Source organism: Thalassospira sp. MIT1004 (genome assembly GCF_001858545.1).
Classification (GTDB): domain Bacteria; phylum Pseudomonadota; class Alphaproteobacteria; order Rhodospirillales; family Thalassospiraceae; genus Thalassospira; species Thalassospira xiamenensis.
In genome coordinates, this window is the sequence record NZ_MCAO01000042.1 from 291,557 (window position 1) to 306,135 (window position 14,579).

Below are 14,579 nucleotides of genomic sequence, written 5' to 3' on the forward strand. Positions count from 1 at the left end.
AAATATGACCAATATCAGAAGCTGCCAGATCATTTTTCGTGATACCAGCAGGCAAAAAAAGGGACAGGTTTTTACCTGCCCCTGAACCATGTGCGGATCGCCCGCCACGGGCGCAGTCAATTCGGTTCAGGCACCGGATTGATTTGCGCGAAATCCGGGGCATCTGCATCCGCAACTGTCACGATCCCGGCTTCATCGACCGAAACCCGGCCCTCGGCGATCCAGCGGATCACCTGCGGGTAAATACGATGTTCCTGTTTCAGGATGCGCTGCGCCAGCGTACCGGCATCATCACCGGGCAGGACCGGCACCACGGCCTGCGCAATGATCGGGCCGCTGTCGACTTCGGGCACCACATAATGCACCGTGCAGCCGGAATATTTCACCCCGGCATCAAGGGCGGCCTGATGAACGTGCAGGCCCTTGAAGCTTGGCAGAAGGGACGGGTGAATATTGATCAGCCGACCTTCCCAGCGCGTCACGAAGCTTTCACTGACCAGACGCAGATAACCGGCCAGAACCACCAGATCGGCACCGGATTCTTCAATCAGGTTGCTGACCGTGCTGTCATAGGCCTCGCGGCCACCTTCAAAGCCCTTGTGCGATATCGCCTCGGCCCGGATACCGGCACGGCGCGCCCGTTCAAGCCCGCCTGCGTCAAGCTGGTTGGAAAACACCAGAACGATTTCCGCCGGATAATCAGGCGTCTTGCAGGCATCAATGATCGCCTGAAGGTTCGACCCGCCGCCCGAAACCAGAACCGCGAGTTTTAGCGGCGTTACTTTTCCCATGCAGCGGCCATGTTTTTGATGATGACCTGCGGGCCATCACCGGCACGCGGGCCGATCACACCGATCTGGCTGACGGTTTCGCCGTGTTCACGCAAAAGCGCTTCGGCCTCATCGGCCTTGTCGGCCGGAACCACAACGCACATGCCAATGCCGCAATTAAAGGTACGCGCCATTTCAACCGACGGGATGCCGCCCTGTTTGGACAGCCATTTGAAAATCGGAAGGAATTCCCACGTGCTGGCGTCAAACACCGCCGTCAGGTTTTCGGGCAAAACGCGCGGGACGTTTTCGGTTAAACCGCCACCGGTGATATGCGCCAGCGCCTTGACCAGACCGGCTTTGTGCGCCGCCAAACAGCTTTTGACATAGATTTTGGTCGGTTCAAGCAGCGCCTCGCCAACATTCTTGCCCGGTGCAAACGGGGCATCATCGCCGTAACCAAGACCGGCCATGTCGACAACCTTGCGCACCAGCGAATAACCGTTGGAATGAACACCACTGGATGCCAGGCCAAGGATCACATCGCCCTCGGCAACGTTCGAACCGTCAAGCAACTCGCCGCGTTCCGCCGCCCCGACCGCAAAACCGGCCAGATCATATTCGCCGTCGGAATACATGCCCGGCATTTCGGCGGTTTCCCCGCCGATCAACGCGCAGCCCGCCTGTTTGCAACCCTCGGCAATACCGGCAACAACGTCGGTTGCCTTGTCGACGGCAAGCTTGCCGGTGGCAAAGTAATCAAGGAACAGAAGCGGCTCCGCCCCCTGGACCACAAGGTCATTGACGCTCATCGCGACAAGGTCGATGCCGACGGTATCGTGTTTGTCGGCCAGAAAGGCGACTTTCAGCTTGGTGCCGACACCATCGGTGCACGAAACCAGAACCGGGTCGTTATAACCGGCAGCTTTCAGGTCGAACAAAGCGCCGAATCCCCCCAAACCACCGGTAACGCCGGTTCTGCTGGTTGCTTTGGCCAGCGGTTTGATAGCATCGACAAGGGCATTGCCAGCATCGATATCGACACCGGAGTCCTTATAGGTAAGGCCGTTGGAGGCGGTCATTGGGTGATCCTCGGCTTAAGCGCATGGATAAAACAAAGCGGGCAACCCGCGTTTTTCATCAGTACGGGCGATCAGGCCGGGTTTTGGCAACCGGGGCTGGAACTTTCGCCTTGGTTACGCCTTTAATCAGGGCAATAAGAAGCCAAAAGTCATCATACTGATAAAAAACGCGGGCTTGATAATTTCCGCTGGGCCGAAAATACTCAAACGTGGGCAATATGCAATGCTCAGGTGCGCATGGGAGAGTTTTCTTTCCAGAATGCTTCACTCGTGCCACAAGAAGCATCAAACCATCGAAAAATGGGCAAAGAGGCAAACGTGCTTACAAGACTCAAAAGTTTCAGGCTGTTGGCAGGTGTCGTCGGACTTTCGGCGTCCTTATCCTTTCCGGTATTTGCGCAGGACATCTTCTCGGTATCGGGGGTGCATGTTGACGAAAGTGCGGAAACCGCCGCCGCCGCACGTGATCAGGCCCTTGCCATCGGTCAGCGCAAGGCCTTCGATGAGGTTGTGGCACGCCTGACATTGCCCGAAGACCGCAGAGGTCTTGGCACGCCAAACCAGAACGACATCAATAATATGGTGCGCGATTTCGGCGTTTCGAACGAGAAAACATCCTCGGTGCGCTATATCGCCGACATGACGGTGCGCTTCAAGGAAAACGAGCTTCGCAACTATTTGCGTTTCCGCGATATCCCGTTTGCCGAATTGCAATCCAAGCCGGTGATCATTGTGCCGGTCTATCATTCGGGCGGTTACACCAGCCTGTGGGATGACCCCAATCCGTGGCGCGATATCTGGAGCCGCAATTTCGCATCGGGCGGTCTGGTCCCGGTCAAGGCACCGATTGGCGATTTGCAGGATATCGGCATCGTTTCGGCCGAGCAGGCTGAAAATGGTGCGATCGACCGCCTGAACGAGCTTGCCCGCCGCTATGGTGCGAATGTCGCCGTCGTTGCCAGCGCCACGGTCCGTGGTGAAACCGGCGCGGAAACGGTTGATGTGACCGCCACCCGATATGACGCGGGCGGTGCGCCACAGATTTTTGGCGTGACCGAAACCACCCAGCCGGGCGAAAGCCTGAACGAAACGCTGGTGCATGCGGCCAAAGGGGTGCAGGACCAGCTTTCGGACGGCTGGAAACGTGCCAACCTGATCAATTACGGCACCGGCGGGCAGTTGATGGTGTTCATTCCGATCACCGGTCTTGATGACTGGGCCAAGATCGAGGAACGCATTATCGGCTCTCCGGTGGTACGCAACAGCCGGGTCGTCGCAATGTCGCGCCGTGAAGTACAGATTGCTGTGGATTATGTCGGTTCGACCGATCAGCTTCGCACCGCCCTGGCACAACAGAATCTGAGCCTGAGCCAGATGGGGGATATCTGGTTCATCCAGCCTGCCGGGTCGGAGCGTTTGCAGGACCTGTCGATTGGCGGATAATGCCGCCTGAGGCTTAACCGTGCAGGATGTTCGCAAATATTTTGGGGGCGGGCATCATCACGGCGACATGACAGCGAAACAAGGGGAAAAACGGATATGACGTTTCGGCAACAGGCCCGTTTCTGGCTGATTTTCATTGTCGGTTTTTTCGTTCTGATCTGGCTTTTTTCCGGCATCCTGCTGCCGTTTGTGGCCGGGATGGCGATTGCCTATTTCCTTGATCCGCTGGCCGACCGGCTGGAAGCACGCGGGATCAACCGGACGATTGCCACGACGATCATCACGGTTCTGTTTTTTCTGATTTTCATTTTCGTGTTGTTGCTGATCGTGCCGATGATCGGCAGCCAGCTTGCAGGCTTCCTTGAAAGACTGCCCGGTTATATCGACACATTGCGGACGACCGTAGCACCGTATGTGCAGCACATCATCGACCGCATCGCGCCCGAAACGCTTGAAGGCATATCGGATTCGGTCAAAGGCCAGACCGCGAACGCGATCAAATGGGTCGGCAACCTTCTGACCAATGTGCTTTCGGGGGGGCTGGCGTTGCTGAACTTCCTCAGCCTTGTGTTCATTACCCCGGTTGTGGCGTTTTACCTGCTGCGTGACTGGGACAAGATCGTTGCCAAGATCGATGGATATCTGCCGCGCCGTTCGGCCGAGGATATCCGCCAATGCGCGCGCGAAATTGATGAAACCCTGGCTGGCTTCGTGCGCGGGCAGGCCACGGTTTGCATTTTGCTTGGCCTGTTCTACGCGCTGGGCCTGACGGCGGTTGGGCTTGAATTCGGCTTTGTCATTGGCCTGATGACCGGGCTCGTGTCCTTTGTACCCTATTTCGGCATGTTTGCCGGGTTCGCCGTTGGCATGGGCGTGGCATTGGCGCAGTTTGGCGTCAGTGTCGATCTGGCGCTGGTCGCCCTTGTTTTCGGGGCCGGGCAGGTGATGGAAGGCAACTTCCTGACCCCGAAACTGGTCGGCGACAAGGTCGGTCTGCATGCGGTCTGGGTGATGTTTGCCCTGCTGGCCGGGGGTGCTGTTTTCGGATTGCTGGGTGTGATGCTGGCCGTACCGGTGGCTGCGGTGATCGGTGTGCTTGTGCGATATGGCTTAAGGCAGTATCTGGATAGCCGGTTATATGATCACGGCCCTGACAATCCGGCCTATGATCCGTTAAAAGACGCCGAGAATTGAGAACACAGTGACCCGCGCACCCCAAAAGACGGCCCCGGACGAAACGCCCGCTGCACCCGAAAAGGGTGGCGACGGCCATATGCCGGAATTATCGCCGCAACAGTTGCCGCTGGAACTGGAATTGCGCCCGGCATTGGGGCGGGCCGATTTCATGGTCGCCGATTGTAATCGCGAAGCCGTTTCATGGATTGATCACTGGCCGGAATGGCCGGTTCCTGCCCTTTGCCTTTATGGTCCGCGCGGATCGGGCAAAAGCCACCTTGCGGAAGTATGGCGGGCACGGTCGGCCGCGCTAAGCGTTTCGGGGCGTGACCTTGTCGGGGCGAATCCGGACGTGCTTCTGGGCGATGCCACCGGGCTTGTCATCGAGGATGCCGATCTTGGCCTCGACGAGACGGTGTGTTTCCATCTTTATAATATGCTCAAAGAACGCGGCGGGCATTTGCTGATGACCGCACAGCAGCCCCCATCGCGCTGGAAAGTCGATCTGCCGGATTTGAAATCACGGCTGGGGGCGGCACTGGTCTGCGAAATTTCCCCGCCCGATGACGACTTGATGGTCGGACTTCTGATCAAGCTGTTCGCCGACCGGCAGATGGCACCTGGCCCGCAGATCATTGCCTATATCCTGCCACGCATCGAACGCAGCTTTGTCGCGCTTACCGAACTGGTGGCCGCGATTGACCGGCAGGCATTGGCGCAAAAGCGCGCGGTGACATTGCCGCTGGTGCGGGCCGTGATGGATGGTCAACAGGATTGACGTAGCAGTCAGACGCATTTTCGATAGGCGAGGCAAGATGTTGCGCGTTATATTCGCCCGATTGCAAATTACCGGATAGTGCATGTGACCCCGCGCAAGACCAAGGTTAAACCGTCCCTGAAATCCAAGACCGATGCACTGGTCCAGTCCGGACATGTTCTGGGCTGGCGCGAATGGATCGGACTACCGGATTTTGACGTGCCGTTGATGAAGGCCAAGGTCGATACCGGGGCGCGGACATCGTCGCTTCATGCGCTTAATCCCCGCATGATTGAACGCGATAACCAAAAATTCGTAAAATTCATCTTGCCGCATTACCGCGGTGACGGGCATGGTCGTATCGAATGCACGGCACCGCTTGTTGAAACCCGCGAGATTCGCAGTTCCAACGGCGAGGCCGAGGAACGTTATGTGATTTCGACCCATATTGCCGTCGGGCATCATAAAATCCGGGTCGAGATTTCATTGGCAAACCGTTCATTGATGGGCTTTCCCATGCTGCTGGGGCGCACGGCAATGAAGGCAGGAAGATTTTTGGTCCAACCGTCAAAATCTTATCTGGCGGGGAAACCGGAACAGGTTTATACGGCGCTGCAATCCGGCACCGTTTCGGAACAATGATCCGACGCTGTCGTTGAACCTTCGACACATTCTGTAACGCTCGACCACGGGAGTCCATTGCATGAAAATCGCAATGCTTGCGCGCAATCCTAATCTGTACTCCCACAAACGGCTGGTCGAGGCGGCCGAAAGTCGCGGGCACGAGATTGATGTCATCAACACCTTGCGCGTGACGATGAACATCACGTCGCTGAAGCCGGAAATCTATTACGGCGGCAAGAAACTGACCGGGTATGACGCGGTTATTCCGCGTATCGGCGTTTCGGTGACGTTTTTCGGACTGGCGGTGCTGCGTCAGTTTGAAATGATGGGGGTTTATCCGTTAAACGAATCCGTGGCGATTGGCCGGTCACGTGACAAGCTGCGCTCCTTGCAGATCCTGTCGCGGCGTGGTGTCGGCCTGCCGGTGACGGCCTTTGCCCATGATCCGAAAAAAACCGACGAGGTTCTTTCGATTGTCGGCGGTGCGCCGGTTGTGATCAAGCTTCTGGAAGGCACCCAGGGCATTGGTGTGGTTCTTGGCGAAACCGAAAAATCCGCCAAATCCGTGATCGAGGCCTTCCGCGGGGCCAATGTCGATATCATGGTGCAGGAATTCATCAAGGAAGCCGGCAATACCGATATTCGCTGCTTTGTAATTGGCGAGAAAGTCATTGCCAGCATGGAACGCACCGGGGCGGAGGGTGATTTCCGGTCCAACATTCATCGCGGCGGTTCGGCGCGTGCCGTGCGTATTACTCCGCAGGAACGTGCAACAGCAGTTGAAGCCGCCAAGGCGATGGGGCTAAATGTCTGTGGTGTCGATATTCTTCGCTCCAACCACGGTCCGGTGGTGATGGAAGTCAATTCATCGCCTGGGCTGGAAGGCATCGAAGGGGCAACCGGCAAGGACATTGCCGGAATGATTATCGAATTCATGGAAAAGGATCACCGCCCCGGCAAGGTGCGGACCAAAGGCAAGGGATAAACTGTGAACGAGATCGGGAAGAAAGTATCCAACGCCAGATCGGCAAAGGTAGCCAGGACCCCGGACTTCGAGATTGGCGATAAAAGGGTGCCTGCGGGCACCCGCCAGATCGTTGATATTCCGATCTCGCTTTTATCCAATCACACGCCGGTCAATCTGACCGTCAATGTGGTGCATGGCAAACGGCCCGGCCCGGTTCTGTTCGTTAGTGGTGCCGTGCATGGCGATGAAATCGTCGGGGTGGAGGTCATCCGCCGGGTTCTGAAATCGCCCGCCCTTCGCGGGATGCATGGAACCTTGCTGGCGGTTCCGGTCGTCAATGCGTTCGGGTTTCTGAACCATACGCGCTATCTGCCCGACCGCCGCGACCTTAATCGATGCTTCCCCGGTCATTCGGCGGGCTCCCTTGCCGCACAGCTTGCCCATCTTTTCCTGACTGAAATTGTCGAACGGTCCGACTTCGGCATCGATCTGCATTCCGCAGCCGTGAACCGCGTGAATCTGCCCCAGATCAGGGTCAATGAAGATGACGAGGATATCATGGCCTATGCCGAGGCCTTCGGTGCCCCGATCATCCTGACCAGTCCGCTGCGCGAAGGCTCGCTGCGCCAGGCCGGCAAGGAGGCCGAAGTGCCGATCCTGCTCTATGAAGCGGGCGAGGGGCTCCGGTTTGATGAAATGTCGATCCGGGCCGGTGTTTCGGGGGTTTTGCGCGTGATGCGCAAGCTTGGCATGACGTCGGGCCGCTCGATCCGTGATCCGAAAGTCCCCCCTTTCAAATCATCCAGCAGTTATTGGCTGCGTGCGCCGGTCGGCGGGATTTTAAGGACCTTCAAGATCGCGGGCGAGTTCGTCAACGAAGGCGATGTGGTGGCCGCAGTTTCCGATCCGTTTGGCCTTCGCGATGCAGAGGTCGTGGCGAAACATGCCGGATTGATCATCGGGCGGACCAATCTGCCGATTGTCAATCAGGGCGATGCGCTTTTCCATGTGGCGGCGATCAAACGGTCATCGGAATTGCAGGAACGCATGGACGCCATCGAAACCCATCTGCAATCCGATCCGCTGCTCGACGAGGATGAAATCATCTAAGACGTCGTTTTTAAGTGCTTTTTGCGCATGATAGCTGCCATATCGAAGCTACTGGCGGATCACGCCCGGCAATGTTATAGCAAGGTTTATGGAACCAATTACAAATACAGAAGAACTGCGCGCGTTGTGCGAAAAGCTCCGGCAGTTCGAATATGTCACGGTCGATACCGAGTTCATGCGCGATTCGACCTATTGGCCGCAGCTTTGCCTCGTGCAGCTTGCAAGTCCCGAACCGTCGGATAATGGTGCGGCGGTTGATCCGCTGGCCGAGGGCATTGACCTTGCCCCGCTGTTCGACCTGATGCAGGACGAAAGCGTGGTCAAGGTGTTTCACGCCGCCCGTCAGGATATCGAGATTTTCGTCCATCTCAGCGGCAGGGTCCCGCACCCGGTATTTGATACCCAGGTGGCGGCGATGGTGCTTGGCTATGGCGATCAGGTCGGTTACGAGACGCTGGTCAACAAGGTGGTGCGCAAGAATATCGATAAATCGATGCGCTTTACCGACTGGTCGCACCGCCCGCTTTCAACCAAGCAGCTCAGCTATGCGCTGTCGGATGTGACGCATCTTCGCGTGATTTACGAGGCCTTCCACGAACGCCTCGAAGCCAATGGCCGGGCCTATTGGCTGGCCGAGGAAATGGAACGCCTGACCGATCCGTCGATCTATTCGATTGATCCGAAAGAAGCATGGCTTCGGCTTAAAACCCGCTCCAACAGCCCGAAATTCCTGGCGGTGGCGCGCGCGCTTGGCGAATGGCGCGAGACCGAGGCACAGCGCAAGAACCTGCCGCGTAACCGTGTTCTGCGCGATGATACGCTGCTTGATATCGCCGCCCGGCAGCCATTGACCGACAAGGATCTCGACAAGACCCGTGGTGTTGGCCGCAATTTCGGCAGCAGCAAACCCGGTCAGGCGATCATCGAAGCCATTCAGGCCGCGCTTGACAGCCCGCAGGAAGATTGGCCACAACCAAAATTCCGCCCCGACCTTCCATCGGGCATCGGCCCGACGGTGGAACTGCTCAAGGTGCTGCTCAAACTCTGTTCCGAGGAAAAGGGCGTCGCCCAGCGGCTGGTGGCATCCAGCGACGATTTGCAGAATATCGCGGCTGATGACAATGCCGACGTCCCGGCGATGCATGGCTGGCGGCGCGAATTGTTCGGGCAATATGCGCTGCAACTCAAACACGGACAGATCGGGCTCAAGCTCAAGAACGGTGAAGTGGTGTTTGTCGAACTCGACGCCAAGGACTAAGTCCGCGACCCAATCGAAGACATGAAAAAACGAGCCAGCTTTGGCCCGTTTTTCGTTTTTGCAACAGGGGAGGAAGCCCGGTTTTAGAACCCCGGTTTTAGAACATCGTGTTGTCATGCGCCTGTTCGGCCGGGACCGGCTGGGCGACGTCCCAGTGTTCGATGATCTTGCCGGTATCATCAAGTCGGAAGATATCCATTACCGCACTTTCGCCTTCTGCCGAAAGGGACCTGACATGGGTGACCACCAGATTACCCTCGGCGACAGTACGGACGATTTCGGCATGGATCGACGCATCAGAATTCAGCCAGCCGGTAATGCCCTCGCGGAAGCCGTCAATGCCATCGGCAACAAACGGGTTATGCTGAATGTATTCATCGCCGATATATTTCGTGATCGCGCCGTCAACATCGCGCTGATTGAAAACCATGTCATAAAACGCGACGACATTGGCGGTGTTGCGGTCTTCGACCTCGCCCGCATGGGCGGGCAAGGCGAAGCCGATGGCAACCAAGGTGACGACCAGGCTGGCAGCAAGGATTGTTTTGGCGCGGCTCATTTAAGCGCCTCTTTCAGAAAGTCCGCGGTGCTTTGCGGTGCGCGACCAACAACCTTGGCGAAATCATCGCTGGTCTGTTCATAATCGCCATTACGCGTGCCGACATACATGCCGCTTAGCGCCTCAACCAGATGGCCGGGCAGGCCAAAGCTTGCCAGAATGCCGGTATGGACTTCGGGCGGCAGATCGACATAACGGATCTCCTTGCCGATTGCGTCGGCGATGATGGCGGCGATATCGGCAAAGCCGATCGGCGTGCCAGAAAGCTCGTAGGTCTGATTGACGTGATCGGCCGGGTTGGCAAGGACGGCAGCGACGGCTTCGGCAAGGTCGTTACGCGGAATGTAGCTGACCTTGCCATTACCGGCAGGCGCACCAAAATCGCCGGTTTCAAGTGCATGCGGAACACCCGCCATCAGAAGGTCGGTATAGAAGCTGTTGCGCAGCACCGTGAAGGACAGGCCGCTTGCCTTGATGTAGCTTTCGGTGTCGGCATGGATCGCGGCATAGGTAAACGGGCTTTCAGGGCGCGCATCGATAAAGCTGGTATAGACCAGATGGCTGACACCGGCTGCCTTGGCGGCATCAACGGCGGTACGGTGCTGTTTGATGCGGGTTTCAACATCGGTTTCACCCGAAATGATCAGCGCGATATCAATGCCTTTGAACGCATTTGTCATCAGGGCAAGATCATCAAAATCGCCATGGCGGACATCGATGCCTTTGGCGGCCATTTCCTGTGCCTTGGCAACATTGCGGACACTTGCGGCAATCTGATCGGCGGAAACGCGGGTCAGCAGATGTTTGACGACAAGACTTCCGAGCTGGCCGGTTGCGCCGGTAACAAGGATTTTCATGGTTTCATTCTCCGGTAATCGGGGGTGGGCATTGGCCCGTCAATGGAATGAAACTGCACCTGATTTCCCATATGATCAATTCGATCAAGGTGATAGTATTCATGTATGAATATCGATGAATTGGACCTTGATTATCGTTTGCTGCGGCTTTTCCTGACCATCTATGAAGAGGGATCAGTAACAGCCGCCGCCAACCGCCTTGGCGTCGGGCAACCCACCGTCAGCCACGGGCTTGACCGGTTGCGCCAGATTGTCGGCGATCCGCTTTTTGTCCGGTCGGGCCGGGGGATCACGCCAACCGCCCATGCCGATGAAATGGCCGGGCGGGTGCGCATCCTGTTGCAGGATTTGCGCAACCTTGCCCGCGTTGATGCCTTCGATCCGAATGATCCGGCCCAATCAGCCCGCTTTGTAATCGGCACCAACGATTACGAGGTGGCGGTGATCATGCCCGAGCTGTTTCGCATCATCCGCGGTTATGCCGCCGATATCCGGCTTCGGATTTTACCGATCCATGGTGATGTAAACGTGATTGACCGGCTGCGTAGCGGTCAGCTTGATCTGGCGATTGGCCTGCATATGACTGAAAATGTTGGCGATATCGCGCAACAGACCCTGTTTCGCGAACATATGGCGTGCTTTTACGATGCCGATTGCCATGATGTGCCACCCGATACGCTCGATCAATATTGCGCCGTGCCCCATGCGCGCGTGATCATCGGCAATAACGAACATTCGGCGGTGGACGAGATGCTCGATGCCTGCGGACGCAAACGCCGCACGGTTTTGCAGGCATCGACCTTTGCCAGCATCGCCAGCCTGATCCGCGGGACGGACGTGATCGCATCGCTGCCCTCGCGGCTTGAACGCGATGTCATGGCGGGCTTTGCCAAATGCACCTTCCCGCTTGATTTCCCTGAATACAGCTTCGCCCAGTCCTGGCATGTCCGCAACGCCGCCAGCGCCCCGCATAAATGGCTGCGCGGCGAGATTTTCAGGGTAACGCGAAAGCTGGTTTAACCGACCGCGGCTCCCGTAATCCTGATCCCGCCAACCCAACGTTCGCCGGTGTAAAGTTCCATGAAATTCCGGGTGCCGGAAAGGATTTCGTGGCCGGTTTCAGTCAGTGACAATATCTGTTCGGGCCAGGGCGTGTGCGGTTGATTGTCGGCGAAGTCAAAAAGCGGTGAGCTGGTTTGCTTCATATCGGCCAGAATTTCCCGGAACATCAGATCGCCCAGAAACGGTAGCGGTTCGTAAGACAGCATAAGATGACCAAAAACCTTGCCGGCCGGAAGCGGACCGAAATCGGCAAGGATTTGCAGGGTCAGTTCCTGCGTCAGGCCAAGACCGTTTCCGGGATCGGGCAATTCGCGCAGATGGCGGTCAAGGGCTGCGATCATGCAGGGGATCGGCGATTGGCCGTTATCGATTATGGCGCGCAGCGCATCGGGCTTTGAGGCACGGATCGCGGGCCAGACCGTTTGACCGCATTCCAGCATGGCATCCGAAACCGGTGCACGGGCATTTTCCCAGCACCAGATCAGCAATTCGGGCGAAAGCTGACCTAGGCCGATGAAACGCTCGACCCCGGGCACCCGATCAACACAGATCAGATCAAGCCGGGTTTGCGGGCGAAGGTTCGCGATGAAATCAAGCAGGAAGACGAGGATCAGCTGATCGTAGCTGTCATGTTCAAACCACAGCACGACATGATCGTAATCGCCCAGTGTGGCCAAGCCCGCATATTCGCGTTGCAGGCGCGAAAGTGCATCGGGAAAATCGATGCGATAGGATGATGCAATGAAACGCGCACGGGTTTCGATGAAGTCGGGCAGGGGCACATCCGGCACCGGCCCCTGACAGAAGGGATCGGAAAATTCCATGAAAGCACCGGCAAACCCGGCCAGTTTCAGGCAATGCGAAATATCCGAGCCACAGCGCAGATGTAGGGTTTGCGCCGTATCGAGCGTTGGCAGGTGGCCCGATGCGATCTGGCGCTGATGTTCGGTAATCCGGTCGATATGGGATTTCAGTTTCGGCCAGCTGGCAAAACCGTTTTCGCGCGCGATGACAAGCTGGCTATCGGCCAGTTGCAGATCCTCAATGCTTTTGCCGGGCAGGTGGATACTGATGCGGGTTTGGGCATCGCCCTGTTGGGCGCGGGCGGATTTCAGCAGCTCCTTGGCGCGCTTGCGCTGCTGCTCAAGGTTAAGGCGGCCGTCAAAGATTCCGGATTTCGATGTGCGCGAAGCAGACATACGATTCCCCTGTGCTTAAGCCTGTGTCCGCCAGACAGGCAAGGAAACCGTGTGGTTCATATGTCGATTAGACCGGGCGCAGCCCTTTCCGCGGACGGGGTGCTTTGGGAAGCAAGGGCACCATAGCATTGCGGGCTTTCCGGTTCAAAATAAATGAACCGGAAAGCCCTGAATAAACAGAAGGAAACGGGATCAGGGCTGGGGAAGCTGATCGACAATCACGACCCTGCTGTCGCAATCCATCAGTTTGGCAAGCTTCGATAAACGCTGTTCAACGACTTCACCGTTGAGTGCCGCGAAGTCCCTGTGCATCTGAAGTGTAAGCGTCTTGTCTTCATGAACAAGCGCCGTACCGGGAAGGATGCCTTCAACCCCGCCCGAAAGGGTATGGCCAAGGCGGATGGCGTGACCGTAAAGGCGGCCAATCGCGCGTGTGTCTTCGTCAAGCAGACGGTCGCTTGACTCGTCACCCTTGAAATTGCCGGTATAGCGTGACCCGATGGTATAAGCGAGGAACACCCGGTCATGATGGTTCAGGTCAAGATAGGGATGATGCAGAATGCGGTTATAGCTCTGGATCGCGCGGTAATCGGGGTGTTCGCTCCATCCAACGTCGCCGATGATGCAGGCGGCAAGGCGCAGACGGCCAAGATTGCCAGGCTGATCGCGGAAAATCGGTGCCGACCAGCGATACAGTTCTTCCCCATGCTGATGGAACCTCTCGCCGTCTTCGGCAAAGCTGAGACAGGCATCAAGCAACGGATCGCGTTCGCGCAATTCATCGGGCAGGGCTTCGTACATCCAGCCTTCGCGAAGCCCGTGACTGGAAAACACGACCTCCTTGGCCTGCATGCGTTCAAGCAGCAGGTTCATGACAAGCCCCGCATGAGGCAGGCTATCGATACGGCGTTTGGAAACACCGCCCACCTTGTCAAGCGACACGCGGCTCTGCTGTGATATGATATGCGTCAGTTCGGCGATTTCGGCACGTGGCATGGTCAGGTTATGCACTACCGAAATCGGATAGTTTTCCTGGGCGATATAAAGCTTGGCAATCGAACGCCACGAACCGCCAACCGCAATCAATGGTTTGCCCGCCCCTTCATGCAGCCAGTCGATGCTTTCAAGGTGGGTTTTGACTTCGGCTTCCAGACGGGCACGGTCCGAACCAAATACCGCATGCAGGCGCATGGCACCCAACGGAACGCTGACGCGTTTTTTGATCTCGCCTTCATCAAGCAATACCAGTTCCAGCGACCCGCCACCGATATCACCAACAATGCCGGTTGCGCGCCGATCCCCCGAAATCACGCCAAGGGCGGAAAGGCGGGCTTCTTCAAGGCCGTCAATGACCTTGACGGTCAGGCCGGTCTCGGCAAGGACCCGGTCACAAAAAGCCTGTCCGTCGCTGGCAGCACGGACAGCCGCGGTCGCAAGGATGTCGACCCGTGTGACCTTCATCGCGCGGAGCAACCGGGCAAAACGCCGCAGGGCGGCGGTTGCCATTTCAACACCTTCGGGGTTGAGACGGCCGGTGTTTTCGGGGTCGCGCCCCAGACCGCACATCACCTTTTCGTTAAAAATCGGGGCCGGTGCGCGTGTCATGCCATCAAACACAACAAGACGCACCGAGTTCGAGCCAACATCAATGATGGCGATACGGTTGGAAACCCTTTGGTCAGTCAGCATGCGGTTGGTTGAACCTGCCTGTTTTC

Annotated in this window: 14 protein-coding genes; 8 read left to right on the top strand and 6 right to left on the bottom strand. The window is 57.2% G+C overall.

What is annotated here, in order from left to right; genetic code table 11:
• Positions 1 to 116: 116 nt before the first annotated feature.
• Positions 117 to 791, bottom strand: coding sequence for a phosphoribosylglycinamide formyltransferase (gene purN, locus BC440_RS15465; RefSeq protein ID WP_071240451.1), 675 nt, complete (start codon positions 789 to 791; stop codon positions 117 to 119).
• The gene (purM, locus tag BC440_RS15470; RefSeq protein ID WP_071240452.1) at positions 779 to 1,852 is read right to left on the bottom strand and encodes a phosphoribosylformylglycinamidine cyclo-ligase; all 1,074 of its coding nucleotides are present in this window, start codon (positions 1,850 to 1,852) and stop codon (positions 779 to 781) included. The genes purN and purM overlap by 13 nt, the downstream gene beginning before the upstream one ends.
• Before the next feature lie 318 nt (positions 1,853 to 2,170).
• Here purM and BC440_RS15475 point away from each other — a divergent pair, with 318 nt between their 5' ends.
• The 7 genes from BC440_RS15475 (at position 2,171) to rnd (ending at position 9,187) form a co-directional block, all read left to right on the top strand.
• Positions 2,171 to 3,295, top strand: coding sequence for a DUF2066 domain-containing protein (locus BC440_RS15475; protein ID WP_247643584.1), 1,125 nt, complete (start codon positions 2,171 to 2,173; stop codon positions 3,293 to 3,295).
• A gap of 96 nt (positions 3,296 to 3,391) precedes the next feature.
• Positions 3,392 to 4,489, top strand: a complete 1,098-nt coding sequence (locus BC440_RS15480; RefSeq protein WP_007090849.1) for an AI-2E family transporter — start codon at positions 3,392 to 3,394, stop codon at positions 4,487 to 4,489.
• Positions 4,490 to 4,496: 7 nt separating this feature from the next.
• Complete coding sequence (locus BC440_RS15485) at positions 4,497 to 5,249, top strand: DnaA/Hda family protein (RefSeq protein WP_007090850.1); 753 nt, start codon at positions 4,497 to 4,499, stop codon at positions 5,247 to 5,249.
• 84 nt (positions 5,250 to 5,333) lie between these two features.
• The gene (locus BC440_RS15490; protein ID WP_007090851.1) at positions 5,334 to 5,870 is read left to right on the top strand and encodes a RimK/LysX family protein; all 537 of its coding nucleotides are present in this window, start codon (positions 5,334 to 5,336) and stop codon (positions 5,868 to 5,870) included.
• Positions 5,871 to 5,931: 61 nt separating this feature from the next.
• Positions 5,932 to 6,837 carry a 30S ribosomal protein S6--L-glutamate ligase gene (gene rimK / locus BC440_RS15495; protein ID WP_007090852.1) on the top strand — a complete coding sequence of 302 codons (906 nt, stop codon included), beginning with the start codon at positions 5,932 to 5,934 and terminating at the stop codon, positions 6,835 to 6,837.
• A 3-nt stretch (positions 6,838 to 6,840) separates the two neighbouring features.
• On the top strand, positions 6,841 to 7,929 hold the full coding sequence (locus BC440_RS15500; protein WP_007090853.1) for a succinylglutamate desuccinylase/aspartoacylase family protein: 1,089 nt from the start codon (positions 6,841 to 6,843) through the stop codon (positions 7,927 to 7,929).
• 88 nt (positions 7,930 to 8,017) lie between these two features.
• Positions 8,018 to 9,187, top strand: coding sequence for a ribonuclease D (gene rnd / locus BC440_RS15505; protein ID WP_071240454.1), 1,170 nt, complete (start codon positions 8,018 to 8,020; stop codon positions 9,185 to 9,187).
• Between the two features lie 97 nt (positions 9,188 to 9,284).
• Here the strand turns inward: rnd and BC440_RS15510 are convergent, their stop codons facing one another.
• Positions 9,285 to 9,746 carry a nuclear transport factor 2 family protein gene (locus tag BC440_RS15510; protein ID WP_071240455.1) on the bottom strand — a complete coding sequence of 154 codons (462 nt, stop codon included), beginning with the start codon at positions 9,744 to 9,746 and terminating at the stop codon, positions 9,285 to 9,287.
• Entirely contained in the window at positions 9,743 to 10,603 is an 861-nt protein-coding gene (locus tag BC440_RS15515) for an SDR family oxidoreductase (RefSeq protein WP_071240456.1), read from the bottom strand. Before BC440_RS15515 ends, BC440_RS15510 begins: the two co-directional genes overlap by 4 nt.
• A 105-nt stretch (positions 10,604 to 10,708) precedes the next feature.
• Here BC440_RS15515 and BC440_RS15520 point away from each other — a divergent pair, with 105 nt between their 5' ends.
• Positions 10,709 to 11,623 carry a LysR family transcriptional regulator gene (locus BC440_RS15520; RefSeq protein WP_071240457.1) on the top strand — a complete coding sequence of 305 codons (915 nt, stop codon included), beginning with the start codon at positions 10,709 to 10,711 and terminating at the stop codon, positions 11,621 to 11,623.
• Here BC440_RS15520 and BC440_RS15525 read toward each other — a convergent pair.
• Together BC440_RS15525 and ppx are read right to left on the bottom strand one after the other, a co-directional pair.
• Positions 11,620 to 12,864 (bottom strand): DUF1835 domain-containing protein, encoded by a 1,245-nt coding sequence (locus BC440_RS15525; protein WP_071240458.1) that lies wholly within the window; start codon positions 12,862 to 12,864, stop codon positions 11,620 to 11,622. The genes BC440_RS15520 and BC440_RS15525 overlap by 4 nt on opposite strands.
• Before the next feature lie 192 nt (positions 12,865 to 13,056).
• The gene (gene ppx, locus BC440_RS15530) at positions 13,057 to 14,553 is read right to left on the bottom strand and encodes an exopolyphosphatase (protein WP_007090859.1); all 1,497 of its coding nucleotides are present in this window, start codon (positions 14,551 to 14,553) and stop codon (positions 13,057 to 13,059) included.
• Between the last annotated feature and the right edge of the window lie 26 nt (positions 14,554 to 14,579).

What these genes read in the sequence shown, in the direction of transcription:
- purN (WP_071240451.1), bottom strand. Translation starts at nt 791, where the DNA reads ATGGGAAAAGTAACGCCGCTAAAACTCGCGGTTCTGGTTTCGGGCGGC.
- purM (WP_071240452.1), bottom strand. Translation starts at nt 1,852, where the DNA reads ATGACCGCCTCCAACGGCCTTACCTATAAGGACTCCGGTGTCGATATC.
- BC440_RS15480 (WP_007090849.1), top strand. Translation starts at nt 3,392, where the DNA reads ATGACGTTTCGGCAACAGGCCCGTTTCTGGCTGATTTTCATTGTCGGT.
- rimK (WP_007090852.1), top strand. Translation starts at nt 5,932, where the DNA reads ATGAAAATCGCAATGCTTGCGCGCAATCCTAATCTGTACTCCCACAAA.
- rnd (WP_071240454.1), top strand. Translation starts at nt 8,018, where the DNA reads ATGGAACCAATTACAAATACAGAAGAACTGCGCGCGTTGTGCGAAAAG.
- BC440_RS15510 (WP_071240455.1), bottom strand. Translation starts at nt 9,746, where the DNA reads ATGAGCCGCGCCAAAACAATCCTTGCTGCCAGCCTGGTCGTCACCTTG.
- BC440_RS15515 (WP_071240456.1), bottom strand. Translation starts at nt 10,603, where the DNA reads ATGAAAATCCTTGTTACCGGCGCAACCGGCCAGCTCGGAAGTCTTGTC.
- BC440_RS15520 (WP_071240457.1), top strand. Translation starts at nt 10,709, where the DNA reads ATGAATATCGATGAATTGGACCTTGATTATCGTTTGCTGCGGCTTTTC.
- BC440_RS15525 (WP_071240458.1), bottom strand. Translation starts at nt 12,864, where the DNA reads ATGTCTGCTTCGCGCACATCGAAATCCGGAATCTTTGACGGCCGCCTT.
- ppx (WP_007090859.1), bottom strand. Translation starts at nt 14,553, where the DNA reads ATGCTGACTGACCAAAGGGTTTCCAACCGTATCGCCATCATTGATGTT.